The organism is Microbacterium sp. A84, assembly GCF_051842815.1.
Taxonomy (GTDB): Bacteria; Actinomycetota; Actinomycetes; order Actinomycetales; family Microbacteriaceae; genus Microbacterium.
This window is the reverse complement of sequence record NZ_JBPXMS010000001.1, coordinates 424,349-451,200: the sequence shown is the minus strand read 5'-3', so window position 1 is coordinate 451,200 and position 26,852 is coordinate 424,349. Positions and strand designations below refer to the sequence as shown.

Below are 26,852 nucleotides of genomic sequence, written 5' to 3'. Positions count from 1 at the left end.
CGGGCTCCGCGCGTGCGCATCACAGCCCCGCGGCGCGGCGCAGCTCGTCGGCGCGGTCTGTGCGCTCCCAGGTGAACTCTTCCAGCTCGCGGCCGAAGTGGCCGTACGCGGCCGTCTGACGATAGATCGGGCGCAGCAGATCAAGTTCTTCGATGATCGCCTGCGGTCGAAGGTCGAAGACCTTGCGGATCGCTTCCGTGATCACCTCGTCGGAGACCTTCCCGGTACCGAAGCTCTCGACGTACAGACCGACGGGGCGTGCCACGCCGATCGCGTAGGCGACCTGAACTTCGAGGCGTTCTGCGAGGCCGGCGGCGACGGCGTTCTTCGCTACCCAGCGCATGGCGTAGGCGCCCGAACGGTCGACCTTCGACGGATCCTTGCCGCTGAAGGCACCGCCACCGTGGCGGGCTGCGCCACCGTAGGTGTCGATGATGATCTTGCGCCCGGTGAGCCCGGCGTCGCCCTTGGGTCCTCCAGTGACGAAGGGCCCTGCAGGATTGATGAAGTAGCGATCGTTCGCCGGCATCGCAAGACCGGTGCTCTCCAGAACCGGATCGATGACGAGGCGGCGCACCTGCTCCTTGAGATCATCCTGAGAGATATCAGGGTGATGCTGCGTGGACAGGACGACGGCGTCGATCGTCTTGGGTGTGAAGCCCTCGTAGCCGAGGGTGACCTGCGTCTTGCCGTCTGGTCGTAGGAACGCAAGTTCGCCGGAGCGGCGCACTGCGGCCAGGCGCTCTGCGATGCGATGTGCGGTGTGCCCTGCCATCGGCATGAACTCGGGAGTTTCGACCGTGGCGAAACCGAACATGATGCCTTGGTCGCCTGCGCCCAGACCGTCGAGCGCGTCAACGGAGCTGCCGTCGCGCTGTTCCTGCGCCTGATCGACGCCGTGGGCGATGTCGCTGGACTGCTCCCCCACGGAAATGCTCACGCCGCAGGAATCGCCGTCGAAGCCGGTCTCGCTGGAGGTGTAGCCGATGCTGTTGACAACCTCGCGGACGATCGTCGGAATGTCGACGTATGCCTCGGTGCGGATCTCTCCTGCGACGTGCACGAGTCCCGTGGTGACAAGAGTCTCCACAGCAACTCGTGAGCCGGGATCTTTGGCGATCAGAGCGTCGAGGATGCTGTCAGAGATCTGGTCGCAGATCTTGTCAGGGTGTCCCTCGGTGACGGACTCAGATGTGAAAAGGCGCAGTGCGCTCATCGAGGACGCAGCCCTCACTCAGCGTGGCGAATGCGGAGCTTGTCCTCGTTGATCTCGTGGAGCGCGATGGTGAGCGGCTTGTCCTCGACGGACGAGTCGACCAGGGGCCCTACGTTGTCGAACAGGTTGCCCTCGTGGAGATCTGCGTAGTAGTCGTTGATCTGGCGTGCGCGCTTGGACGCGTAGATGACCAGTTCATACTTCGAGTCGACGCGGGAGAGCAGGTTGTCGATGGGGGGATCGATAATGCCCTTGGTGTGATGACCGGCCATGGTGGACCTCCAGATCAGGCGACGGGTTCGTCGCAAAGTCGAATCGGCGGGCGCGCGAAATCGCTCAGCGCGCAGTCGCCTCAGACAATCCTACGACCTCGCGCGCTGCTGCGGCGACGTCTTCGTTCACAATCCGGTAATCGAACTCATTCTGCGCGGCCAATTCGACCTTCGCAGAGCGCAGTCGACGAGTACGTTCTTCCTCGTTTTCGGTGCCGCGGCCGACCAGCCTGTGCACCAGCTCGTCCCAGGACGGAGGCAGCAGGAAAATGAGCGTTGCCGATGGCTCCGCCGCACGCACTTGGCGGGCGCCCTGCAGATCGATCTCCAGCAGAACCGTCTTGCCCTCTGCGAGAGCAGCATCGATCGGTTGCCGCGGCGTGCCGTATCGGGAACGATTGTGGACGACCGCGTGCTCGAGCAGCGCACCCTCGTCGATCAGCCGATCGAACTCGGTGTCGTCGACGAAGAAGTAGTGCACACCGTCGATCTCGCCAGGGCGCGCCGTACGCGTCGTCGCCGAGACGGAGAGGTGGATCTCGGGATTGTGCTCACGGATGTGAGCGGCGACCGTGCCCTTACCCACTGCTGTGGGGCCGGCCAGCACCAGCAACCGGCTGCGACCGGAGCGGGGGCCCTGCTCCGGGAATCGCGAGTCGAGCCACTGCGTCAGGCTGACGCGCTGACGCACTCCGAGTCCGCCCAGACGCTTGACGGGAGAGATGTCCAGGTCGAGCAGGATCCGGTCGCGCTTGCCGATGCCGATGGCGGGCAGCGCCAGGAGGAAGTCCGTGATGCGCATCGAGCCCGCGACTGAGTCTGCATCCTCGAAGGCCTCCCGCGCGATGGACTGTGGGGCAACGACGCGCATGGTCAGCGAGCGCTTCACCGCGGCCCGCGCACGACGGCGCTCCACAGCTCGGCGTGCCGCGGCAGCCCGATCGACTTCGGGAACGGTGCGCTCAGCCATTCAGAGCCTCCTGGTACGCCACAACACGAGAATTGATTGCGTCGACGAGACCATCAGGTCCCGCCGACAGGATGCTGCGGCTCTCGGCCGCGATAACCATCGGTGCCGCTGCCCCGAAACGACCGATGAGGTCGGCAGGACCCGCTCCCTGAGCCCCGAAACCAGGACCGAGGATGGGCGCGGCCGGAGAGAACGCCGAAATACCGGCATCCGTCCAGTCGACCGTCGCACCGATGACGAAGCCGAGGCTCCCCCACTCACCATCGGCCGTCACCCGCGCGTTGCGGATGCTGACCTGCTCGATGATCGATGCAGCGACCGTCTGCGTTCCCGTCGCAACAGAACGCGCCCGCTGCACCGTTGCGGCCTCAGGGTTGCTCGTCGCCGCAAGCACGAAAACGCCCTTGCTGTTCGACTCTGCGAGTTCGAATGTGCTCTCCAGCGCGCCGATTCCGAGATACGGATTCACCGTGAGCGCATCCGCTTCAAGTGGGGACCCCGGCGTCAGCCAGGCGGCGGCATAGGCATCCATCGTGGTGCCGATGTCACCGCGCTTGGCGTCAGCGATCACGAGAAGCTCCGCCTCACGCGCTGCACGCAGCACATCCTCCAGCGCGGCGAATCCGGCGGAGCCGAAGCGCTCGAAAAACGACACCTGCGGCTTGACCAGGCCGACTCGGCCCGCGGCCGCGGCCGCGTCCACCGTACGCAGCCCGAAGTCCCTGACACCCGCAGCGGAGTCTGGGAGCCCCCAGGAGGCGAGCAGCGACTGATGCGGGTCAATTCCTACGCACAGCGGTCCGCGCGCGGTGAGAACCGCACGGACCCGCTCTCCGAACCGTTCGGTCACAGGGCAGCCTGCCGGTCGATCGCATACTCCTGGAGGCTCTTGACGCTGAAGCCCTGATCCGCAGCATCCATCGCGCTGACAGCTGCGCCAAGGACGGCGATCGTGGTGAACAATGCCTTGTCGGCAGCCACGGCAGCGGCGCGGATCTCATAGCCGTCTGCGCGCGCAGCACCACCGGAAGGAGTGTTCACAATGATGTCGATCTCGCCGTTGTTGATCAGATCAACGATGTTCTGCTCACCGGCATCAATGCTCTCGCTGTACTTGGCGACAACGGTGACGGCGATGCCGTTACGGGACAGGATCTCAGCCGTGCCCTCAGTGGCAACCAGGTTAAAGCCCAGTTGCTGCAGGCGGTGGGCAGGCAGGATCACGGCACGCTTGTCGGCGTCGGCCACGGAGATGAACACCGTGCCGGAGGTCGGCATGCCGCCGTACGCTGCGGCCTGGCTCTTCGCGAACGCGGTCGGGAAGTCCTTGTCGATGCCCATGACCTCACCGGTGGAGCGCATCTCCGGGCCGAGTACGGAATCGACGATCTTGCCAGTCTTGGTGCGGAACCGTTTGAAGGGCAGCACCGCCTCTTTGACGGACACCGGTGCATCCATCGGCACCCTGGAGCCATCTGACAGCGGGAGCATTCCCTCGGTCTTGAGCTCGGCGATCGTCGCGCCAACCATAATGCGGCTGGCCGCCTTCGCCAGCGGAATGCCCAGCGACTTCGCCACGAACGGCACCGTGCGGCTGGCACGGGGGTTCGCCTCGATGACGTAGAGCACTCCGGCGCTGATCGCGAACTGCACGTTCAGCAGGCCACGCACGCCTACGCCCTCGGCAATCGCAAGCGTGGCAATGCGCACGCGGTCGATGTCACTCCGGCCGAGCGAGATCGGTGGCAGCGTACAGCTGGAATCTCCGGAGTGGATACCGGCCTCTTCGAGGTGCTCCATGACGCCGCCGATGTACAGCTCGGCACCGTCGTAGAGCGCGTCCACGTCGATCTCGATGGCGTCATCCAGGAAGCGGTCCACGAGCAGCGGCGTGCCAGGACCGACAATGACCTCGCCCGCCGTACGGACGAAGTAGTCGCGCAGGCTGGGGGTGTCGTAGACGATCTCCATGCCGCGGCCACCGAGCACGAAGCTCGGACGAACCAGCACGGGGTAGCCGATGTCTTCGGCGATCACGACAGCGCCGTCTGCGTCAATCGCCGTGCCGTGACGCGGCGCGATGAGGCCCGCAGTGTCGAGCAACTGTGAGAACAACTCACGTTCCTCGGCAATATCGATGGCCTCGGGGCTGGTGCCCAAAACGGTGTAGCCGGCGGCCTGGATGCCCTTAGCAAGACCGAGCGGAGTCTGCCCGCCGAGCTGGCAGACGACACCGAGGATGGTGCCGCTGGCCGCTTCCGCGTCCAGGACTTCCAGTACATCCTCCAGCGTCAACGGCTCGAAGTAGAGCCGGTCGGAGGTGTCGTAGTCGGTCGAGACAGTCTCAGGGTTGCAGTTGACCATGATGGTCTCGAAGCCGGCATCCGACAGCGCGAAGGAGGCGTGCACGCAGGAATAGTCGAACTCGATGCCCTGGCCGATACGGTTCGGGCCAGAGCCGATGATGACGACCTTCGTACGCTCCGACGGCACAATTTCCGTCTCAAAGTCGTAGCTCGAGTAGTGGTATGGCGTGAGAGCCGGGAACTCGCCGGCGCAGGTGTCCACCGTCTTGAAGACCGGGCGGACACCGAACCCCTGACGCAGGCCACGAACTGCCGCCTCATCGAGGCCGCGAATCTCGGCCAGTTGGGCGTCGGAGAAGCCGTGCTCCTTCGCGTAGCGAATGGTTTCCGCGTCGAGTTCAGTGGCAGTGCGCACGGTGTCGGCGACCTCGTTGATCAGCACGATCTGGTCGATGAACCAGGGATCGATCGCAGTGGCCGCGAACGCCTGCTCAACGGTCGCGCCCTTGCGCAGCGCCTGCTGCAGCACGACAATGCGACCGTCGGTCGGCGTCTGGGAGATCTCGAGGAGTTCCTCGAGGCTGCGCGGCTCATCGCCCCAGTGGAAGCTCGATCCACGCTTCTCCAGCGAGCGAAGCGCCTTCTGCAGCGCTGTTGCGTAGTTGCGACCGAACGCCATCGCCTCACCCACCGACTTCATGGTGGTCGTCAACGTGGCATCCGCCGCCGGGAACTTCTCGAACGCGAAGCGCGGCACCTTGACTACGACGTAGTCAAGAGTCGGCTCGAAACTCGCCGGAGTCACACCGGTGATGTCGTTCGGGATCTCATCGAGTCGGTAGCCGAGCGCGAGCTTCGCCGCGAGCTTCGCGATCGGGAAGCCGGTCGCCTTCGACGCCAACGCGCTCGAGCGAGAGACACGTGGGTTCATCTCGATCACGATGATGCGACCGTTCGAGGGGTCGACCGCGAACTGGATGTTGCATCCGCCGGTATCAACGCCAACGGCACGAATAATATCGATGCCGATGTCGCGCATGTGCTGATACTCACGGTCAGTGAGGGTCAGCGCGGGCGCCACGGTGATCGAGTCGCCGGTGTGCACACCGACCGGGTCGACGTTCTCGATCGAGCAGACTACGACCGTGTTATCGGCCGTGTCGCGCATGAGCTCAAGCTCGTACTCCTTCCAGCCGAGGATCGACTCCTCAAGGAGCACCTCGTTGGTCGGTGAGTCGTGCAGACCTGCGCCGGCGATGCGGCGAAGATCGGCCTCGTCATACGCAAAGCCAGAGCCCAGACCGCCCATGGTGAAACTCGGGCGCACGACCAGCGGGTAGCCGAGTTCCGCCGCACCGGCGAGCACCTCGTCCATGGTGTGGGCGATACGAGAGTCGGCGACCTCAGCACCGGCGTCGAGGACAAGCTGCTTGAAGATCTGACGATCTTCGCCCTTGTTGATGGCCTCGAAGCTCGCGCCGATGAGCTCGACATCGTACTTCTCGAGGATGCCGTGGTTGTGCAACTCGATCGCGGCGTTGAGCGCTGTCTGCCCGCCAAGGGTCGGCAGAATTGCATCTGGACGCTCCTTCGCGATGATCGTTTCGAGGACCTGCCATGTGATCGGCTCGATGTACGTGGCATCGGCGAAGTCCGGATCGGTCATGATCGTGGCGGGGTTGGAGTTCACGAGGATGACGCGCACGCCCTCCTCGCGCAACACACGACACGCCTGTGTTCCGGAGTAGTCGAACTCAGCGGCCTGACCGATCACGATCGGGCCGGAGCCGATGACGAGGACGGAGTTGATGTCGTCGCGCTTTGGCATTACTTGGCGTCCTTCTGGGCAATGTCGGCCACAACCAGATCACGGAAGCGGTCGAAGAGGTAGTTTGCGTCGTGCGGGCCGGCAGCGGCTTCGGGATGGTACTGCACCGAGAACGCGGGAATGTCGAGGGCGCGCAGGCCCTCCACGACGTTGTCGTTCAGACCGATGTGGCTGACCTCGACTTGGCCGTAGCCATTCGGGCTCTCGAAGGTGCCTTCAAGAGGGGCCTCGACCGCGAACCCGTGGTTGTGGGCCGTGATCTCGATCTTGCCGGTGGACTTGTCGAGCACCGGCTGGTTGATACCGCGGTGACCGAACGGCAGCTTGTAGGTGCCGAGGCCGAGTGCACGGCCGAGCAGCTGATTCCCGAAGCAGATACCGAAGAAGGGAAGCCCATCGTCGAGCACGCTGCGCAGGAGAGCGACGTGATCGCCCGATGCGGCCGGGTCACCGGGTCCGTTCGAGTAGAACACGGCGACCGGGTTCACCGCACGGATCTCCTCGATCGTCGCGCTCTGCGGCAGAACGTGCACCTCGAAGCCGCGAGCGGCGAGATTGTCGATCGTGGCCTGCTTCACACCGAGGTCGAGCACAGCGAGGTTTCCGAGTCGCTCCCCCAGTGCAGTCGTCACGGTGACGACATCCACCGAGACCTGGGCCGACAGATTCTGTCCGCTCATCTCTGGTGCCTGCCGCACGATCCGTACCTGCTCCTCTGGGTCAAGCGCAGCATCCGCACCGGAGAAGATGCCTCCACGCATGGAGCCGGCCGACCGGATATGACGCGTGATGGAGCGCGTATCGATTCCGCTGATCCCGATGATGTCGTCGCGAACGAGGATCTCATCGAGAGAGGCGTTGGCGCGCCAGTTGGACACCACGCGTGAGGGATCGCGCACGATGTAACCGGCGACCCAGATGCGTCGAGACTCCGAGTCTTCGTCGTTCATCCCGGTGTTGCCGATGTGCGGCGCTGTCTGCAGGACGATCTGTCCGGCGTAGGACGGGTCGGTGAGTGTCTCCTGGTAACCGCTCATACCCGTAGCGAAGACGACTTCGCCGAGAGTGGTTCCTTGGGCGCCATAGGCGCGACCCATGTGACGTGTGCCGTCTTCCAAGACGAGGACGGCGGGATCAGGCAGTGTCATGACGTGGCTCCTGAGTTATCGGCGGGGATGAGCCGCTGCAGTTCTGAGATGAGGTTGTTGGGGTCGCCCGTGCTGGCACGCAGGTACGAGTCGACGATCGTTGCGTCATCGACCTTCCATGCCAGCCGCACAAGTCCCCCGGGTTCGACGACCCGGTCGATCGTGACGGTTGCGCGATCCACAGCGACGATCTTCGCCGAGGCGAGGAACACTGTGGGCGATCCGTCCAGGCAGAGCGCGGCGCCGCGATCGGTGATGGCGAGCTCTCCCCGCGCACGGTAGGCCAGCGGCGTGATTGCCAGTCGTTCCAGCGGCTCGCCGTGACGGGTGGTTGATACGTAGAGAACCTCGTGGCGCGTGAGAACCTCTGCGTGTTCGGGAACACCCAGCGGCGCGGAATACACCGCGTCACGTCGAAGACGTCGTCGCCACGATAGGAACATCGTCAGCAGGATCAGCAGCGCGACCCCGATGGTGATGGCGATTGCAATATCACGCATGCTCACGCGTTAAGCTCCTCGACGACGGTGCCAGCCTCGACCGTGACAAGACCGTGGTGGATGGTGTACTCGACACGACCGGGCAGGTCCCGACCGAGATACGGAGAGTTCTCGCTGCGACCATGCAGGTCAGCACTGGTGAACGTGCCGGAGATGCTGGGGTCGTAGAGCGTGATCTGGGCGGGCTGTCCGGCCTGCAGCGGCGTGCCGTGGCCTTCCAGCTGTCCGATGCGAGCGGGGGTCGCGCTCATGACGCGGGCGACGTCTTCCCAGCCGATGAGGCCGGTCTGCACCATCGACTGGTGCACGACGCGTAGGGCGCTCTCCAGGCCCACCATGCCGTTGGCCGCAGCCTGCCATTCGCACGCCTTCGCCTCGCTCGGGTGCGGAGCGTGGTCGGTGGCGACGATGTCGATCGTGCCGTCGGCGAGACCTTCGCGCACGGCGAGGACATCCTCCTCGCGGCGCAGCGGCGGATTAACCTTGTATCGTGCGTCGTAGCCGCGCACCAGCTCGTCTGTCAGCAGCAAGTGATGCGGGGTGACCTCAGCGGTGACGTTGATGCCGCGTTTCTTCGCCCAACGGATGATATCGACCGAGCCTGCGGTCGACAGATGGCAGACGTGCAGGCGTGAACCGACATGTTCGGCGAGCAGCACATCGCGGGCGATGATCGACTCTTCGGCGACGGCGGGCCAGCCGGTGAGTCCCAGCTCGGCCGAGACGACGCCCTCGTTCATCTGGGCACCCTCGGTGAGACGCGGATCCTGCGCGTGCTGCGCGATGACGCCGCCGAAGGATTTCACGTACTCCAGCGCACGGCGCATGATGAGCGGATCGAATACGCAGAAGCCATCGTCGCTGAAGACGCGGACCTTCGCGCGTGAAGTCGCCATCGCACCGAGTTCAGCGAGTCGCTCACCCTTCTGCCCGATGGTGACCGCGCCGATGGGCTGCACCGTCGCGTAGCGTGCGGCCTCCCCCAGCGCGAGCTCCTGCTCGACCACACCGGCGGAGTCTGCGACTGGCGAGGTGTTCGGCATCGCGAACACGGCGGTGAACCCACCGGCCGCCGCAGCCTTGGTGCCGGTGAGGATCGTCTCGGACGCTTCGTAGCCCGGCTCGCGAAGGTGCGTGTGCAGGTCGACGAGGCCAGGCAGTGCGATGAGGCCGGATGCATCGATGACGCGGGCGCCGGAACGGCTGAGGCCGGATCCGATCTCGGCGATGATTCCGTTTTCCACCATGATGTCGGCGCGGTCGGCGCCGAGCAGCTGAGCTCCGGTGATCACGAGGGTCTCGGTCACTTGTCTTCCCCTCGTTCGTCGTTTCGTTCTCCTGCCAGCAGCAGGTAAAGCACAGCCATGCGTACGGACACCCCGTTGGTGACCTGTTCCAGCACAGTGGATCTTGGAGAGTCTGCGGCTGCGGAGGAGATCTCCAGGCCGCGATTCATGGGTCCGGGGTGCATGACAATGCTATCGCTCGGAAGCGATGCTGCGCGCACAGCATCCAATCCCCAGCGCCTGGAATACTCCCGCTCACTCGGGAAATATGCCGCGTTCATACGCTCGAGCTGGATGCGAAGCATCATGACCGCATCCGGCCCCTCAGCGAGGGCCTCGTCAAGGTCATAGAGAACGCGCACCGGCCAGTGCGACACGTTCTGGGGAAGGAGGGTCGGCGCCGACACCAGAGTGATCTTGGCACCGAGCGTGGCGAGCAACCAGACGTTGGATCGAGCGACCCGCGAGTGCAGTACGTCACCGACGATGACGACCTTGATCCCGGCGAGATCGCGACCACGGCTGTCGAGGCCGAATCGCCGTTTGCGAATGGTGAAGGCATCCAGCAGCGCCTGAGTCGGGTGCTCGTGCGTGCCGTCGCCGGCGTTCACGATGCCGGCCGAGATCCAGCCGCTCGTCGCGAGTGTGCGCGGCGCGCCGGATGCCGGATGCCGGATGATGACGGCATCCGCTCCCATCGCCTGCAGAGTCTGTGCGGTGTCCTTCAGGCTTTCGCCTTTGGACACGCTGGAGCCCTTCGCCGTGAAGTTGATGACATCGGCGGAAAGACGTTTGGCTGCGGCCTCGAAGGAGATGCGAGTACGGGTGGAATCTTCGAAGAACAGGTTGACCACAGTCTTGCCGCGCAGCGTCGGAAGCTTCTTGACCTCGCGAGACTGCGTGTCTGACATGTCTTCGGCGACGTCAAGGATGCGCAGGGCCGTCTCGCGGTCGAGCGTCTGAGTGTCGAGGAGGTGCCTCATACTTCGATCGTCACCTCCTCGGCGCCGTCATACTCGCGCAGTCGCACGTTGACGCGCTCGGAGCGGGCGGACGGGATGTTCTTGCCGACGAAGTCGGGGCGGATCGGGAGTTCCCGGTGTCCGCGGTCGACGAGGATAGCGAGCCGGACGACGGATGGCCGTCCGATCGACTGGATCGCGTCGAGGGCGGCACGGATGCTACGACCGGAGAAGAGTACATCGTCGACGAGGACGACGGTCTTACCCTCGATGCCGCCGGCAGGGATATCGGTCGGGCGCGGTGACCGCGTCGGATGCTGGGCGAGATCATCACGGAACAGCGTGACATCCAGAGACCCGACCGGAATGTCGGTCTGCGCGATCTCGCTGATCAGTGCGCCGAGACGCTGCGCGAGGGCGACGCCTCGAGTGGGAATGCCCAGCAGCACCAGATCGGCTGCGCCCCGGTTGGATTCGAGGATTTCATGGGCGATACGGGTCAATGCCCGTGAGATATCGGCTTCTTGCAGCACGGTGCGCGCGCTCATTCGCCGCTCCCTTCTCCGCCTCTCTGGACGGTGTTAAAGGTTGCTTGTGCGTTCAGTCTAGCGCGTCGGCGCTCTCCCGAAATCAGGAACTCGTCCCGAGATCAGGAGGAATCTGCAGCATCCTCCTGATCTGGGGCTGTCGTCCTGTTTTGGGCAGGTGCCTCAGGATGCCGCGGACTGCGTCGCGCGGATGTCGTGGCCGGTGGTGCTGAGGCACTTGCCGGTTTTAAGATCCCACTTCCAGTCGTGCATGCTGCAGGTCAGCACGCCGTCCTCATCGACCTTGCCAGTCTTGGTGAGATCTGCACGCAGGTGCGGGCAGCGGCGCTGAACGACCCAGTCGCCGATCTCGGCATCCTCGGTCTGGTCGGTCTGTTCCGAGTACCAGTTCTCGACGTACTCGATGCGATCCACTGACAGGCATTTGAGGAACGTGGTCAGGAACTCGTTGAACTTGCCGCTGCGGCCAACCGAGAACTGCATGGAGAGGAAGATCGAGTTCGACCAGTCGATCTCGTGGTCGGCGATGTTCGTCGACACGAGATCGGCGGGGATCGTGTACCAGTAGATGCACTCCTCCCCCGCGTATTCGCGAACCTTCGCCTTGGGGAAGTCGACCACCATGTCGAGCTCTCCAATGCGGAACCGGACGTTGCCGCCGACACCGAGGCGGATGGTGCGGGACTTCTTCAGCAGTGGTTCCCACCACGCCTTGATCGCTGCGAGCATCTCGTCGGGCGGCAGAACCTCGGCACGGGTGGCTTCCTCGTCGCGGATCTCCTGCTGACGGCTCACGCGCTGAGATTCGAGGTAGTCCCACTTCTCATCGAAGATGTGCGCGATCTCGGCATCTGTGTAGAGCGACTGCGACATCGTGAGGTCGATGCCTTGCAGTTCGACGACGGTGCCCGGGACAAACAGCTGACCGTTGTACTGCGGTGCCAGCTCCTTCATGTGAGCGATGAACTGCTTCTGGTCGGTGAAGATCGAGTCGTTGTCTTTGCCGAATCCGTTGTACTTGAACAACTCGTCGCGCAGGAACATCGGCGGACCAGCCATCGGGAAGACGTGCGGTGCGTCGACCTTCTCGATGTAGAACATGGCCCGCTTGTTCTGCGAGTCACGCTTGAGGCGCGCAAAGTTCTGCTTGGCATCCTGAGGCAGGTCGTAGACCATGGGCCACCAGATGGCTCCGGACGTCTGTGTGAAGTAGGCGTCCGGCTTGCCGAAGCTCAGCAACGTGTCCAGGTCCAGCGGATGCGAGTCGTTCTGGTTCAGCACTGAAGCGGTGCCATCGTCGACGCTGAGAGATGAGTCACCGATGGGTCCGTCGCTGGGCGCGCGCAGCGGCGTGATCATGATCTTCAGATCGCCGCGCTGGATGACCTCGCCCGCCGGCGCATAGGTGATGTTGTTGTAACCCAGCCCACGAAGGTCCTGCTCGAGATCATCGATGGGATAGTCCGGGAGGAGCACCTCGATGTCCTTGCGGATATAGCGCTCCAGCAGCGCCTGATCGAAGTGATCACGGTGCCGGTGCGAGATGTACAGGAAGTCCGCTTCTCGGCCAAACTTCGCCCAATCGAGCCCCCGGTTGTCGGGGAATGGGAACCAGGATCCGTAGAACGACGGTCCGAGAACGGGATCGCAGATGATGTTTCCGCCGACCGTCTCGATGAACATCCCGGCGTGGCCGAGTCCCGTAATCCGCATTGCACTCCTTCTGACATGAACCCTGCAATTCTACCCGGGGTGCTCTGCACGATCCCTGCGATAGGCCGGGGATAAGTTCGCGAATCAGGCTTCGAAGAGACCGCGGATGTCATCCGCAGTCAGCGACTGGGAGAACAACGCCTCGTCATCCATCACCGCGGTGAACAAACGAGCCTTGCGCTGCTGCAGCGCCAGCACCTTCTCCTCGATGGTGCCCGCAGAAATCATGCGATACACGAACACCTGCTTGTCTTGGCCGATACGGTGTGCACGATCGACGGCCTGCGCTTCGGCCGCCGGGTTCCACCAGGGATCAAGCATGAAGACATAGTCGGCTTCGGTGAGAGTGAGTCCGAAGCCGCCGGATTTGAGACTGATCAGGAAAACCGGCTGCTCCCCCGTGCGGAACTCCCGAATGACGTCCTGCCGCTTACGCGTCGACCCGTCCAGATACACATACGGAATTCCCGCTCGCTCCAGACGCGCCGCCGCCATCTTCAGGAATGACGTGAACTGGCTGAAGACGAGCGCGCGGTGATGTTCGGCGTGCAGTTCGATGACCCGCTCGACCAGCGTGTCCAGCTTGCGCGATCCGATCTTCGCATCGGTCTCGTCCACCAACCCAGGTGCCAGGCTCAGCATCCGCAGCATCGTCAGCGAACGGAAGACGATGAACCGGTTGCGATCGAGATCCTTCAAAAGCCCGAGCACCTTCTGCCGTTCCCGCTGCAGCACCGTGTCGTAGAGCGCTCGGTGCGCGGGACTCAGCTCGACGTGCAGCAGCTGTTCCTGCTTCTCCGGAAGGTCGCTGGCCACGAGCTCTTTGGTACGGCGCAGCATCAGCGGACGGATGCGTCGACGCAAACGCTCCAACCTCCGCTGACGGTACTCGCCGCCCTCCTCGTTCTCCGGCACCTTGCCCTTCTCGATCGGCTGGATGTAGTCCTGGCGAAACTTCCGCGCCGACGGGAAAAGCCCGGGGGCGGCGAGTTTCAGCAACGCCCAGATGTCGCTGAGGCTGTTCTCCATCGGTGTACCGGTCACCGCGAACGTCACGTCGGCGCGGATGGATGCCACTGCACGATGCTGCTTCGTCGAGGCGTTCTTCACGAACTGCGCCTCATCGAGAATGAGCCCTGCCCACTCGATCGCTTCGTACTCGTCGGCGTCCAGCCTGGCCAGTGTGTACGAGGTGACGACGAGGTCGGTATCCTTCGCGATATCCGCGATCGAGGATGCCCGTCTGCTGCTGGTCCCGTCGATGATCTGAACGCGCAGGGACGGGGCGAATCGTGTCGCTTCGTCCTGCCACGTCGACAGCACGGACGTCGGCGCGATGACGAGGAACGGCCGCGTTTCGCCCGATTCGCGTGCATGCAGGATGAGCGTCAGAAGCTGCAGGGTTTTTCCGAGTCCCATGTCATCTGCGAGGATCCCCCCGAGGCGATGCGACCAGAGGAATGCGAGCCAGTCGAATCCTGTCTTCTGATAGGGACGCAGCTCAGCTTGCAACCCCTTCGGCACCTCGGCCGGTGGTACTCCGGTCGCGGCCCGCAGGCCGTCAGCGGTGGCCCGCCAGCTCGTCGCGGGCAGCGCTTCATCAGCGAGATCCTCGAACTCTTCCCAGAGATCGGTCTGATACTTGCTGATGCGGGGCCCAGTCTCCCACTCCGACAACTCGGTGGCCTCGTCGATGAGTTCACGCAGTGTGTCCAATGCCGGATGCGCGAGAGAGAAGTAGCTGCCGTCGGCGAGAAGGAGCTTCGTTCGGCGCATACTCAGCGCGCGAAACAGCGGAGTGAAGGGGATCGTCCGCCCGTCGATCTTGACCAGGACACCGAGATCGAACCAGTCTGAGTCAGTGCTCTCGACCGTGGAGACGGTGATCTCCGGTATTCCGCTGAGCTCCTGATAGGACTTGCGCTTTCCGGATATGACGACCTTGATCCCGTGCCCTTCGAGCACGGGAACGACATGAGTGATGAACTCCGCCGCCTCGACATCTTGGAACGCACCGCTGTCTTCGAAGCGTATGCCGGTCGCGTCGCTCCATTGCACCTCGACGATTGATCGTTGCTGTGCCTCAGCGTCCTCATCGCGAACCGCGTCCGAAGTCGCAGTGAAAGGGAATCGCCCGAAGCCCCGATAGGTCCATCCGAATAGATATCGAACCGTGTCGCCGGGAAGGTGCGAGATCGTCAGCGTCGGCACAGGTACCGGAATGGTCGGCAGCTCGACCTTTCCCACCGCACGCACTTCCACCCGGCGCGCCAGTATCGGATACGCGTCACGCAGGAACACCGCTTCTTCTTCGGCAGGGACATCCAACGGCACACCTGCATCGAGCAGCGCACGCACGGGCGCGCTCAACGGCACTTCGGCCAGCGTTACGGAGACTCTGGCTCCGAGAGGCGTGACCGCGAAGATGCCGGAATGACCGATCGCATGAATACGACTTTCATTCATGCTCCGACCATCGAGAGCGACTTCGGCGCTCACCGACAAATCGCCGTTCTCGGCCCGGACGACCTGAGCCGTGACGGAGCCCTCCTCCGCCATCGAGAAGGTGAAGCTCTTCTGCGTCGACACGAGCGGTATGCCGAGGATTGCTCCGGCGCGCAGGTGGGCCCAGAGCAGGTTCGATTCGACATGATCCAGCACGAGCCAATCGCCCGCAGTGCCGGACAACAGCGAATCGCGCGAGATGCTGAGCAGGTCAGCGAACCACCGAACGCGGTCTTTTCCGAACTGCGTCCCTGAGCGCCGCACAGAGTCCCATGACACCGTGCCATGTATCCAGGAACCGGTCGTCGCGCTGCGCATGAGCGGGCGGATGCCGACGAGCAGTTCTCCGTCGCCGCGCGCGACATCACGTGCAGTAGCGGGCCGCATCGGCCGCGGTGCCCACTGATGAACACCGCGGGCGGAGCGATGTCGAAGTTCGATACCCAACGCCAGCGCGGTCGGCGTCTTCGCGGATGCGGAACCGTCCAGCAGCGTGCGCCATCCTGGGCGTGCAGGCTCTGCTGCCGCGGCAGTGGCGTCTGCGGCAGCGTCCCTCTCAGCGTTACTCGCGAGCAGGGCCGCGACGACATGCTTGCAGGTGCGCGGAACCGGACATGAGCAGGTGGCCACCGTGATCTGCGCGGTTTCGGGCTTCATCCGCACGGCACACCGGTACACGGCGGTCCCCGAGCCACGAACACGGGCGGTCAGCGTGTCCGACGCTGCGTCCCAATGCAGTTCAGAAACCATCCCGTCGAGGAAGTACGCGCGGCCACGCTCGTAGCTTCCGCGATCGATCATCCGCGAAAGATCGGATTCATCAACATGCGGAGCAGACATGCCGGCATCCTCTCCCCGACGACGGACATCACGGTGACATCGACAAGATCGACATCACCGCGAAGTCGCCGTCATTCTGATTGACGGTGAGGGTTAGCGCGCGCGATCCACCCGAGCAAGAACTCCGTGCACGAATGCGCCGGAATCGTCAGTGGAGAATTCCTTGGCCAGTTCCACTGCCTCATCAATGGCCACCGCGGTGGGAACCTCGTCGTTGTAGACGATCTCCCACACGCCGATGCGCAGCAGGGCACGGTCAACGGCCGGCATGCGTTCGAGCTTCCAATCACGGCTGTGCGTGATGATGCTTTCATCGATCTCGTCGCGGTGATCAGCGATCCCGTCGACGATCTCACGGGCGTATAGCCACGAGGCCTCACGAGCGGGCTCACTAGCCGCGCGCTTTGCTTCCGCCGCAAGAGTTACGGCGAGGTCATCTCCACGGACGTCCGAGGAGAAGAGAATGTCGAGAGCGCGCTTGCGCGCCTTCGTCCGGGCACCCACGCCTTACTTCTCGCGACCGAGGTACTCACCCGTGCGGGTGTCGACCTTGATCTTCGTGCCGGTCTCCACGAACAGCGGAACCTGCATCTCGTAGCCGGTCTCGACTGTGGCGGGCTTGGTTCCTGCCGAGGAGCGGTCGCCCTGCAGGCCAGGCTCGGTGTACGTCACTTCGAGGGTGACGGATGCCGGAAGGTCAAGGTACAGCGGGTTGCCGTTGTTCAGCGCGATGGTGACCTGCTGGTTCTCCAGGAGGAAGTTCTTCGCGTCGCCGACGGTGGCTGCGCCAACGGTGATCTGGTCGTAGTCGGCGATGTCCATGAACACGAAGCCATCACCGTCTGCGTACAGGTAGGTGAAATCACGACGATCGACGTTCTCGATCTCGATCTTCGCGCCGGCGTTGTAGGTGCGGTCGACGGTCTTGCCTGAGACGACGTTCTTCAGCTTGGTGCGGACGAACGCGCCACCCTTGCCGGGCTTGACGTGCTGGAACTCGATGACGTTCCAGAGCTGTCCGTCGATGCTGAGGACGACGCCGTTCTTGATGTCTGCGGTGGATGCCATGCGTTCTGAATTCCGTTTCCGTGAGAGAGAGGCCGTGCACTGCCCTTCGACTGGCGAAGGGGGCAGTTAGGTAGGGGCCGACAGTCGATTCTACGGGATCAGCGCTGTGAGCTGACGAACAGCGTTCGCGTAGCCGTCTGCTCCCTCGCCGATCACGCGTACAGCAGCGACGTCGTGGAGGTACGAGAAGCGCCGGAACTCTTCGCGGGCATTCACATCGGAGATGTGAACTTCAGCGAACGGCAGCAACACGCCGGTCAGCGCGTCGCGAAGGGCGACGGAGGTGTGAGTGAGGCCGCCGGGGTTGATCACGATGCCCAGGCAGTCTTCGCGTGCCGCGTGAATCGCGTCGATCAGTATGCCCTCGTGATTGCTCTGGATGCTGCGCACCTCGAAGCCAGCCGCGGTTGCAGCATCCGTCGTGATTCGTTCGACATCAGCCAGGGTCGCGGTGCCGTAGATGGCCGGGTCTCGGGTTCCGAGCAGGTTCAGGTTCGGGCCGTTGACGAGCAGGATGCGGCGAGTCATGCGCCGACCTCCTGGTAGGCGGCGAACAGCAGCGACTCGTCCGGAGCCCGCAGCACGGTGGGCTTGGCGATGTCGTCGAGGACGATGAAGCGCAGCATCCCGCCGCGGCTCTTCTTGTCGCGTTGCATGCTTGCCAGCAGAGTCGCCCAGGCGCCGGCGCGGTAGCTGGTGGGAAGCCCCAGCGACTCCAGTACCGTGCGGTGGCGATCCGCGCTCTCGTCCGAAAGCCGACCGGCAAGACGCGAGATCTCGGCGGCGAAGATCATGCCGACGGAGATCGCTGCGCCGTGACGCCAGCGGTAGCGCTCTGCGTGCTCGATCGCGTGGCCGAGCGTGTGCCCGTAGTTGAGAATCTCGCGCTGACCTGTCTCGCGGAAGTCCTCCGAGACGACACGCGCCTTCATATCAATCGCGAGCTCGATGGCGCGGCGGAACTCTGGCGTGGTGGTGTCGACGGCGCGCGCGGGATCTGCCTCGATGATGTCGAGAATCTCCGGTGCCCAGATGAATCCCGCCTTGACGACCTCGGCGAAGCCGGCAGTCGCCTCATGCGCACTGAGGCTGGCGAGCTCATCCAGGTCGCCGATAACGGCACGCGGTGGCCAGAATGCGCCAACGAGGTTCTTCCCCTCGGCGGTGTTCACGCCTGTCTTGCCGCCGACGGAGGCGTCGACGAGGCCCAGCACGGTTGTCGGGACCTGGATCACCTGTACGCCGCGCAACCATGTGGCGGCGACGAATCCGGCAAGGTCTGTCACAGCTCCACCGCCATACCCGACCACCGCGTCTGTGCGTGTGAAATCGGACTGGCCCATGACCTGCCAGCAGAATGCCGCGACCTCGATGCGCTTGCCCTGCTCGGCATCGGGTATCTCGGCCAGCAGCACCTCGCGCGGACCGTTGGTGGTGTCGGCAAGCAGACGGTCACGCAACTCCGCTGCACGGGCACCGAGCGTCGGCGGATGCACGACCAGCACCTTGCGCACGGCGGGGTCCAGCGCGGCAGAGACCTGATCGAGGATGCCGCGTCCGATCGTGATGTCGTACTCCGCCTGCCCGGTCACACTGATCGTGGTCGTGCTCATGTCAGGTTCTTCCTCCAGGCGGCGATCTCGTCGGCAATGCGCTGCATTGGCCGTCGAGAAGTGTCGAATGTCACGGTCGCGACCTCGTCGTACCAGCCGCGACGCTGTTCGTAGATAGTCTTCCACCGTTCCAGTGGATCTTCGTCACCCGCCAGCATCGGCCGGCCGCCAGTGCGGATGCGCCCTGCTACTGCTTCCGCCGTGACGGCAAGGAAGACGACCGGATGCTGACACAGCAGTTCACGCGTCTGCGCTGAGGTGACGGCGCCGCCTCCGACGGAGATAACTCCGCCTTGGCCAAGCGAATCAGCAACGGCTGCGCGTTCGAGGGCGCGGAAGTGCTCCTCACCGTGCTGCGCGAAGATCTCGGGGATGGGCCCGTGCGCTGCCACGATGCACTTGTCAGTGTCGATGAAGCCGACTCCGAGTCGTTTGGCGACCTGTCTGCCGACGCTCGTCTTGCCCGCGCCCATCGGGCCGACCAGTACGAGTGTCAGCTGTTCAGGACTGCTCATCGTGGGCGATCAAGGCGGCCTCGGAAGCGGGTGCGGTACGCAACTCTGCCGGGATCGCCGCGAGGTAGCTCTCGACATTGCGGCGTGTCTCGCGGATGCTGTCGCCACCGAACTTCTCCAGCACGGCGTTGGCGAGCTCAACAGCCACCATCGCCTCGGCGACGACGCCGGCGGCAGGAACAGCGCAGACGTCAGAGCGCTGGTGGTGCGCCGTTGCTGCCTCGCCTGTTGCCGTGTCGATCGTGCGCAGCGAGTGCGGAACCGTGGCGATCGGCTTCATGCCGGCGCGCACGCGCAGCACGGTGCCAGTGGACATACCGCCCTCGGTGCCACCGGCGCGGTCGGAGGATCGGGTGATCCCAGCCTCCGCAGCGAAGAGCTCGTCGTGCGCGGCGGAGCCACGACGGCGAGTCGTCTCGAAGCCGTCTCCGACCTCGACACCCTTGATCGCCTGGATGCTCATGAGCGCTTGTGCAAGGCGGGCGTCCAGTCTGCGGTCCCAGTGCACGTGCGAGCCGAGCCCCGGCGGAAGGCCGTAGGCCAGCACCTCGACGATGCCGCCGAGGGTGTCGCCCTCCTTGCGGGCGTCGTCGACTTCGGCGACCATCAGCGCAGAGGTGGCGGCGTCGAAGCACCGCAGCGGATCAGCATCCAGCGCATCGACGTCATCCGCAGTAGGCAATGCGGCGTTTTCCGGGACACGTACCGGGCCGATCGAGAGCGTGTGGCTGACGAGCCGGATGCCCAGCTCACCAAGGAACGAACGCGCAACGGCTCCGAGAGCCACGCGTGCAGCGGTCTCACGGGCGCTGGCGCGCTCGAGGATCGGGCGGGCTTCATCGAAGTCGTACTTCTGCATGCCGACGAGGTCAGCGTGACCTGGGCGTGGACGGGTGAGCGGTGCCGAGCGGCCCCGCGACTTGTCAGTGAGCTCGACCGGCTCGGGGTTCATGACCTCGATCCACTTCGGCCATTCGGTGTTGCCGATGCGCAGCGCGATCGGGCTGCCGAGGCTCTTGCCGTGGCGCACACCGCCGGAGATGGTGAGCTCGTCCTGTTCGAACTTCATCCGCGAGCCGCGACCATAGCCGAGCTTGCGCCTGGCAAGGTCAGCCTGGATCGCCTCGGAGGAGATCGGGACGCCAGAGGGCAGCCCTTCCATGACGGCAATGAGTTCTGGGCCGTGCGATTCGCCGGCCGTGAGCACGCGGAGCATTGCTCTAGTCTCCCACGAGAGCCAACCGCATTTCGTCACGCACGCGACCTTCGTTGCCGAGCTCGTGCAGCGGATCGCCGTGCACGAAGATGCGTACCTGGCGCACGGCCTGATGAAGCAGCATCTCGAGCCCACAGATCACGCGTTCGTCCTGCCACGCCGCAGCCAGAGCAGACGGCCACGGGGCGTATGCCGCGTCGAGCAGCATGCCGCCGCTGGCGGCAAGAGACGTCGAGACCGGTTCGTCGAGCACGGTGCCGCCCGGCAGCGTTGCGACGGTGACATCAACCGATTCTGACGGGGCGTCAAAACCCTGCACCGTCACTGCGATGCCGAGTCTGTCTCCCACCGTGCGCAGCCCCTCGGCGCGATCTGGACGGCGTGCACGCACGTCGATGCGCTGCACACCGATCTCCGCGGCCGCGACCATCGCTGATGAGGCCGTGGCTCCAGCACCGAGGATGCGCGCACTGTCAGCCGCACTCACACCGCCGCCAGCCAACGCGTCGATGATCCCCCCGACGTCTGTGTTGAAGCCGGCTGGTGCCTGCCCGAGAAGCAGGGTGTTCACCGCGCCGGTCAATTCGGCATGGCGGTCATGGGTCGCCGCGGTCCGGAACGCCTGCTCCTTGAGGGGCATCGTCACCGAAAGCCCTCGCCACGAACTGTCCAATGAGCTCAACGCTGCGGCGAAGCCCACGGCATCCACCTGGCGACGACCGTACTCCCAGTTCAGGCCCAGCACACGGTACGCTGCGGCGTGCAGCGCCGGTGACATGCTGTGGGCGATCGGATCGCCCCAGACGGCGAGGCGATGCCCCGTCATGCCTTCAGCATCCCTGATCGGGGTTGGCCCGGCACCACTCGTGCCAGACCTCGATCCCGGCCTGGTGCTCCGCATAGGTCGTCGAGAACACCGTCTCACCGCTCTGCGGGTTGATGGTCACGAAATAGAACCATGGGCCGTCGACCGGATGCATCGCGGCATCGATCGCCGCATGGCTCGGGTTGGCGATCGGGCCGATGGGGAGTCCCTCGATCACATAGGTGTTGTACGCGTTTTCGTCGAACTGGGCTTCCTCAGAGGTACTCACGACACCTGCGTGCAGTTCGCCGTAGCCGTACTGCGCGGTCGAGTCCATTTGCAGCATCATGCCGTCGTCGAGGCGGTTCTGGATGACGCGTGAAACTTTGGCGAAGTCGTCCGTGCGTCCCTCCCGCTCGATGATGGACGCGATCGTGAGAACCCGATTCTCGTCACCCGCAGGCACGCCCGCCTCTGCCAGTGACTGCCGAGTGCGATCCACCATCCGCTGGATGACCTGCGTCGCGGTGACCTCAGGGTCGAAAGTGTAGGTAGCAGGGAACAGCCACCCCTCGAGGGTCGCGGCGGTGACGCCGTACGCACTCGGGTCTTTGACGGCAGCCTGCAGGTCTTCGATCGGGATGCCGATGGCCTCGCTGATCAGCGGCAGCGAGGATTCGATCGTGCCACCCTCGACGGTGGCGACCGTATTCTCCAGCTTGTTGGCGGGATCGTTCAGCGCCTCGAGCGCGGCGGCGGCCGTCATTTTCTCCTGGAGCGTGTAGAGACCCGGGTACACCGTGAAGTCGACGTTCTCGTCTACGAGGTAGTCGTAGAACACGTCCTCGGTCTTGGTGACGCCGGCGTCGAACAGCGCGGTGGAGACCGGTCCGCCGGTGTCGCCCTCACGGATCGTGACGGTGACCTCGCCAGTGGCAAGCCCCGGCTCCCAATCCGTTGGTTCGCCCCAGCCCATGACCTCGTTGATTTTGTCGCCGTAGTTGTTCATGGCCCAGAACCCGCCGTAGACCGCTCCGCCGATCAGCACGAGAATGATGATGAGCGCGACGAGACAGCCGGTGCGGCGCTTCTTCTTTCGTGGAGCACGAAGAGATTCGTCGTGCTCTGGCTGGAACAGATCATCCAGCGTCGAGGGCGCCGGCTTCGTCTGGCCTCGCTCGGTAGCCAGTGATGCGGACTCTGCGCCGGCGGTAGGAGCGTCTGCGCCCGATGCCTCGTCTGGGACTCCGGATGTCGATGCTTCTCGCAGTGCACGGCGGGATCCGGGCACTGGCCCTACCGAATCGGATACCGGGGCGCGGTGCGAAGGCGCGGGGAGATTTGCGAACAGATCATCGGAAACAGAGTTCGAGCCGGGGTCTGCAGTGTCACGTTCGGGCATGCTCAGGAGGCTCCTCATCAAGCGGGACAGCAACACCGGCCGGGGTACCGGTGCTCTTCTCCGTGTCAATCGCGTGCTGCAGCAGCACTACTGCCGCGACCTGATCGACAATGCTACGAGAGTTTCGCTGATTTCTCCCGGAAGAGCGCAGCGCAGCGTGTGCGGTGACGGTACTCAACCGCTCATCCATCATGCGTACGGACACCCCGGTGAGCCGTTGCAGCGCTGCGGCGAACTCGCGCGCATCCGTGGTTGACGGAGTATCCGCACCCTGCATGTTGACCGGAAGGCCGACAACGAACTCGAGTGGCTCGTACTCGGTCGCAATCGCTGCGATCCGCGCGAGCGAGGTATCCGAGCGTGGCACCGTCTCCACGGGAACGGCCAGCATGCCGTCGGGGTCGCAGCGCGCGACCCCGACTCGAGCTTTACCGACATCGATGCCGATTCGCACGCCGCGACGGAAGCCACTCACGCGCCGCGAAGCTCCTGAGTCACGGCCTCGAGCGCAGCGCCGAGTGCCGAGGCATCTGCACCGCCACCCTGAGCCACGTCATCGCGGCCGCCGCCGCCGCCACCGAGAACACCGGCAGCCCGCTTTGCAAGCACACCAGCCTTTGCTCCGGCAGAGCGTGCTGCTTCGTTCGTGGCGACCACGACGATCGGCCGGCCCGCGGCAACACCACCAAGAACGACAACTGCGGCGTCCGATCCGAGACGCTCGCGCACGCTCAAGGCGAGGCCACGAATGTCGTCAGCCGAAGCAACCTCGCCGAGCGAGAGCGCTGCCACACGGTAGGCACCGATGCGTTCTGCCGCTTCAGCGATCGCAGGAACCTGTCCCGCGCGCTCCTTCGCCTCGAACTGCGCGATGCGCTTCTCCGCCGTCTTCAGGTTTGCAGCGATCTCTGCGATGCGCTCTGGAAGATGCTCGCGTGGAGTCTTCAGAGCTGCGGTGAGCTGCGAGACGATCGCACGTTCGGCAGCCAGTTCGCGGAATGCGTCCTGACCCACGAGTGCTTCGATACGACGGTTGGAGGCGCCGACCGACGACTCCCCCACGATGCTGACGAGACCGATCTCAGCGCTGGAGTTCACATGCGTGCCCGCACAGAGCTCGCGCGACCACGGACCACCGATGTCGACCATGCGCACGACATCGCCGTACTTCTCGCCGAACAGCGCCATGGCGCCGGCTTCCTTGGCCTCATCGAGTGAGACGATGCGCGTCGTCACTTCAAGCGCATCCTGCACAGCACGGTTGGTGATGTCCTCGATCTCGGTGCGAGTGTCGGCAGACAGCGCCTGCGACCACGAGAAGTCGAATCGCATGTAGCCGGCACGGTTCAGCGACCCGGCCTGCGTCGCAGTCGATCCCAGCGTGTCGCGAAGCGCCGCGTGCACGAGGTGCGTCGCCGAGTGCGCCTGGCGTGCGGCACGGCGGTTCTTGGCATCCACGAGCGCAGTGGCGCGATCATCGACAGCGACCGTTCCGCTCGCGACCTGCACGGTGTGGCTGATGAGGCCGGCAACAGGCTTCTGCACATCGAGGACGTCCAGTTCGAATCCGGCGCCGACGATCGTGCCCTTGTCGGAGACCTGACCACCGGACTCCGCATACAGCGTCGTCTCGGCGAGAATGATCTCGGCGACCTGACCTTCACTCGCCGTTGTTGCCGGCTGGCCGTCAACAAGAATGCCGAGCACACGAGACTCGATGTCGAGATCGGTGTAACCGGCGAAACCGGTCTCGCCGAGCGCACGGAACTCGCGATAGACGGAAACATCAGCGAGCTGTCGACGACGACTCTTGGCATCGGCCTTTGCGCGTGTCCGCTGCGCGAGCATCAATTCATCGAACGCTGTGCGATCGACGTTGAGACCCGCTTCTTCAGCGATCTCGAGCGTGAGATCGATCGGGAAGCCGTACGTGTCGTGCAGCAGGAAGGCCTCGGGGCCTGCAAGCGTCTGCTTGCCTGCCTTCTTGGTGGTGTCAAGGGCGAGATCAAGAATCGTCGACCCCTGTGAGAGGGTGCGCAGGAAGGTCTCTTCCTCCGCGTTGGCGAGGCCGGAGAGGCGGTCCCACTCGGTCGACAGCACCGGGTACGCCGACTTCATCGCATCGCGGGATGCGCTGAACAGCTCCGGGAAGACCGGTGCGTCGACGCCGAGCAGACGCATGGAGCGGACGGTACGGCGCATCAGGCGCCGCAGGATGTAGCCGCGACCCTCGTTGGCGGGCTTCACACCATCAGAGAGCAGCATGAGAGAAGAACGCACGTGGTCCGCGATGACGCGGAAACGGACGTCATCCTCATGGTCCACGCCATACTTGCGGCCGGAAATCTCAATCGCACGGTCGAGCACCGGACGCACCTGATCGGTCTCGTACATGTTCTCGACGCCCTGCTTGAACATCGCGACGCGCTCGAGGCCCATGCCGGTGTCGATGTTCTTCTTCGGCAGCGGTCCAGAGATGTCGAAATCGACCTTTGTACGCACGTCCGAGAGAAGTTCCTGCATGAACACGAGGTTCCAGATCTCGGTGAAGCGGTTGTCGTCGACAATCGGTCCACCTTCACGGCCGTACGCGGGGCCGCGGTCGATGTAGATCTCTGAGCAGGGTCCTGCGGGGCCGGGCTGGCCGGTGTGCCAGTAGTTGTCTTCTTTACCCATGCGCTGAATGCGTTCGGCGGGAAGTCCTGCGATCTTCTGCCAAAGCAGTGCAGCCTCGTCATCGGTCTCGTAGACAGTGACCCAGATGTCCTTCTCAGCAAACCCGAGACCGCCATCGGCCTCTGAGGTCGTCAGCAGCTCCCACGCATACGTGATTGCGCCTTCTTTGAAGTAGTCGCCGAAGGACCAGTTGCCCAGCATCTGGAAGAACGTGCCGTGGCGCGCGGTCTTGCCGACCTCTTCGATGTCGTTGGTGCGAATGCACTTCTGCAGGTCAGCCGCGCGCGCGAACGGCGCGGGAATCAACCCCGTCAGATACGGCACGAACGGCACCATGCCCGCGATGGTGAACATCACCGTCGGGTCGTCGCTCACGAGCGACGCGGAAGGCACGATCGTGTGGTCGTTCTTCTCGAAGAAGTTGAGGTAACGCTGCGCGATGTCCGCAGTTTTCATAGGAGTACGGCTGTCCTTGTGTGAGGCGGATGGGCACCACGCCGATCGTGGTGACCGGCGCTGATGATCAGCGGTCGAGCGGGTCGACCAGTCGCGCTTGCTGCTCGCGGTACGAGTCGCCGAGAATCGCGGTGAACTCTGTGATGCGAGCGTCGACATCGGACAAAAGATCGTGTCCGCGCGGATCCTTGTTCATGAAGTGTGCAGCGATAAACCCGCCGATCACACCGATCAGGAACCACAGCAGAGTCTTCATGTCGTCTTCCTCGCCCTTGGACCGCGAAGCGCGGTCTCTCCATCGTATGCGGAAACCACAAGAGGCGTCGGGAGAACCCCGACGCCTCTTGCTCAGAAACTCTCTGAGAGAGCTTTAGCGAGCTGCGTAGTACTCGACGACGAGCTGCACTTCACAGGTCACGGGGACCTCAGCGCGCTTCGGACGACGAACCAGGCGTGCCTGAAGCTTGTCGAGCTCAACCTCGAGGTAGCCGGGAACGGGAGGAAGCACCTCGGCGTGACCGCCGGCTGCTGCCACCTGGAAGGGCTCGGTGCCCTCGCTCTTAGGCTTGACGTGGATGACCTGACCCGGCTTCACGCGGAAGGACGGGCGGTCGACGAGCTGGCCGTCAACCATGATGTGACGGTGCACGACCATCTGGCGAGCCTGCGCGGTGGTGCGGGCGAAGCCCGAACGCACGACGAGGGCGTCGAGACGCATTTCGAGGAGCTCGACCAGGTTCTCACCGGTCAGGCCGTCGACGCGACGAGCCTCGTTGAACGCGATGCGAAGCTGCTTCTCGCGGATGCCGTACTGCTCACGCAGACGCTGCTTCTCACGCAGACGGACGGCGTAGTCGCTGTCGGTCTTGCGCTTGGTGCGGCCGTGCTCACCCGGAGCGTAGGGACGCTTCTCGAGGTAGCGGGCAGCCTTCGGCGTCAGCGGGATGCCGAGCGCACGGGACAGGCGGACCTTGCGGCGGTCCTGGGACTTCGTAACCACGAAGTAT

Annotated in this window: 23 protein-coding genes and 1 pseudogene; all 24 read right to left on the bottom strand. The window is 64.2% G+C overall.

Features of this window, described 5'->3' with window-relative positions:
• Positions 1-19: 19 nt before the first annotated feature.
• Positions 20-1,216 (bottom strand): methionine adenosyltransferase, encoded by a 1,197-nt coding sequence (gene metK / locus ACSU04_RS02245; RefSeq protein WP_439278208.1) that lies wholly within the window; start codon positions 1,214-1,216, stop codon positions 20-22.
• Positions 1,217-1,230: 14 nt separating this feature from the next.
• The gene (rpoZ, locus tag ACSU04_RS02240; protein WP_439278207.1) at positions 1,231-1,488 is read right to left on the bottom strand and encodes a DNA-directed RNA polymerase subunit omega; all 258 of its coding nucleotides are present in this window, start codon (positions 1,486-1,488) and stop codon (positions 1,231-1,233) included.
• A gap of 64 nt (positions 1,489-1,552) precedes the next feature.
• Entirely contained in the window at positions 1,553-2,458 is a 906-nt protein-coding gene (gene gmk / locus ACSU04_RS02235; protein ID WP_439278206.1) for a guanylate kinase, read from the bottom strand.
• Positions 2,451-3,308 (bottom strand): orotidine-5'-phosphate decarboxylase, encoded by an 858-nt coding sequence (gene pyrF / locus ACSU04_RS02230; protein ID WP_439278205.1) that lies wholly within the window; start codon positions 3,306-3,308, stop codon positions 2,451-2,453. The genes gmk and pyrF overlap by 8 nt, the downstream gene beginning before the upstream one ends.
• Entirely contained in the window at positions 3,305-6,592 is a 3,288-nt protein-coding gene (carB, locus tag ACSU04_RS02225) for a carbamoyl-phosphate synthase large subunit (protein ID WP_439288295.1), read from the bottom strand. The genes pyrF and carB overlap by 4 nt, the downstream gene beginning before the upstream one ends.
• Positions 6,592-7,740 (bottom strand): glutamine-hydrolyzing carbamoyl-phosphate synthase small subunit, encoded by a 1,149-nt coding sequence (carA, locus tag ACSU04_RS02220; protein ID WP_439288294.1) that lies wholly within the window; start codon positions 7,738-7,740, stop codon positions 6,592-6,594. The genes carB and carA overlap by 1 nt, the downstream gene beginning before the upstream one ends.
• Positions 7,737-8,240: a PH-like domain-containing protein gene (locus ACSU04_RS02215; protein WP_439289406.1), complete on the bottom strand. Its 504-nt coding sequence runs from the start codon at positions 8,238-8,240 to the stop codon at positions 7,737-7,739. Before ACSU04_RS02215 ends, carA begins: the two co-directional genes overlap by 4 nt.
• A gap of 2 nt (positions 8,241-8,242) precedes the next feature.
• Positions 8,243-9,487: a dihydroorotase gene (locus tag ACSU04_RS02210; protein WP_439278671.1), complete on the bottom strand. Its 1,245-nt coding sequence runs from the start codon at positions 9,485-9,487 to the stop codon at positions 8,243-8,245.
• A 56-nt stretch (positions 9,488-9,543) separates the two neighbouring features.
• On the bottom strand, positions 9,544-10,509 hold the full coding sequence (locus tag ACSU04_RS02205) for an aspartate carbamoyltransferase catalytic subunit (protein ID WP_439288293.1): 966 nt from the start codon (positions 10,507-10,509) through the stop codon (positions 9,544-9,546).
• Positions 10,506-11,039, bottom strand: a pseudogene (gene pyrR / locus ACSU04_RS02200) (bifunctional pyr operon transcriptional regulator/uracil phosphoribosyltransferase PyrR); the annotation flags it as partial. The gene ACSU04_RS02205 and the pseudogene pyrR, both read right to left, overlap by 4 nt.
• 159 nt (positions 11,040-11,198) lie before the next feature.
• Positions 11,199-12,749, bottom strand: a complete 1,551-nt coding sequence (locus ACSU04_RS02195) for a Rieske 2Fe-2S domain-containing protein (protein WP_439288292.1) — start codon at positions 12,747-12,749, stop codon at positions 11,199-11,201.
• Positions 12,750-12,833: 84 nt separating this feature from the next.
• Positions 12,834-16,094: a DEAD/DEAH box helicase gene (locus ACSU04_RS02190; RefSeq protein WP_439288291.1), complete on the bottom strand. Its 3,261-nt coding sequence runs from the start codon at positions 16,092-16,094 to the stop codon at positions 12,834-12,836.
• A gap of 93 nt (positions 16,095-16,187) precedes the next feature.
• A complete protein-coding gene (gene nusB, locus ACSU04_RS02185; RefSeq protein WP_439278199.1) occupies positions 16,188-16,598 on the bottom strand; it encodes a transcription antitermination factor NusB in 411 nt (136 codons plus the stop codon).
• A 3-nt stretch (positions 16,599-16,601) separates the two neighbouring features.
• Entirely contained in the window at positions 16,602-17,162 is a 561-nt protein-coding gene (gene efp, locus ACSU04_RS02180) for an elongation factor P (RefSeq protein WP_439278198.1), read from the bottom strand.
• 90 nt (positions 17,163-17,252) lie between these two features.
• Positions 17,253-17,690: a type II 3-dehydroquinate dehydratase gene (locus tag ACSU04_RS02175; protein ID WP_439288290.1), complete on the bottom strand. Its 438-nt coding sequence runs from the start codon at positions 17,688-17,690 to the stop codon at positions 17,253-17,255.
• A complete protein-coding gene (gene aroB, locus ACSU04_RS02170) occupies positions 17,687-18,775 on the bottom strand; it encodes a 3-dehydroquinate synthase (RefSeq protein WP_439288289.1) in 1,089 nt (362 codons plus the stop codon). The genes ACSU04_RS02175 and aroB overlap by 4 nt, the downstream gene beginning before the upstream one ends.
• Positions 18,772-19,290, bottom strand: coding sequence for a shikimate kinase (locus ACSU04_RS02165; RefSeq protein ID WP_439288288.1), 519 nt, complete (start codon positions 19,288-19,290; stop codon positions 18,772-18,774). The genes aroB and ACSU04_RS02165 overlap by 4 nt, the downstream gene beginning before the upstream one ends.
• Positions 19,277-20,506: a chorismate synthase gene (gene aroC, locus ACSU04_RS02160; RefSeq protein WP_439288287.1), complete on the bottom strand. Its 1,230-nt coding sequence runs from the start codon at positions 20,504-20,506 to the stop codon at positions 19,277-19,279. The genes ACSU04_RS02165 and aroC overlap by 14 nt, the downstream gene beginning before the upstream one ends.
• 4 nt (positions 20,507-20,510) lie before the next feature.
• Entirely contained in the window at positions 20,511-21,332 is an 822-nt protein-coding gene (locus ACSU04_RS02155; protein WP_439288286.1) for a shikimate dehydrogenase family protein, read from the bottom strand.
• A 4-nt stretch (positions 21,333-21,336) separates the two neighbouring features.
• Positions 21,337-22,713: an endolytic transglycosylase MltG gene (mltG, locus tag ACSU04_RS02150; RefSeq protein ID WP_439288285.1), complete on the bottom strand. Its 1,377-nt coding sequence runs from the start codon at positions 22,711-22,713 to the stop codon at positions 21,337-21,339.
• A complete protein-coding gene (ruvX, locus tag ACSU04_RS02145; RefSeq protein ID WP_439288284.1) occupies positions 22,700-23,188 on the bottom strand; it encodes a Holliday junction resolvase RuvX in 489 nt (162 codons plus the stop codon). The genes mltG and ruvX overlap by 14 nt, the downstream gene beginning before the upstream one ends.
• On the bottom strand, positions 23,185-25,845 hold the full coding sequence (gene alaS, locus ACSU04_RS02140; protein ID WP_439288283.1) for an alanine--tRNA ligase: 2,661 nt from the start codon (positions 25,843-25,845) through the stop codon (positions 23,185-23,187). The genes ruvX and alaS overlap by 4 nt, the downstream gene beginning before the upstream one ends.
• A 67-nt stretch (positions 25,846-25,912) precedes the next feature.
• Positions 25,913-26,101 (bottom strand): hypothetical protein, encoded by a 189-nt coding sequence (locus ACSU04_RS02135; protein ID WP_439278189.1) that lies wholly within the window; start codon positions 26,099-26,101, stop codon positions 25,913-25,915.
• Positions 26,102-26,215: 114 nt separating this feature from the next.
• Complete coding sequence (rpsD, locus tag ACSU04_RS02130; protein WP_439278188.1) at positions 26,216-26,845, bottom strand: 30S ribosomal protein S4; 630 nt, start codon at positions 26,843-26,845, stop codon at positions 26,216-26,218.
• Between the last annotated feature and the right edge of the window lie 7 nt (positions 26,846-26,852).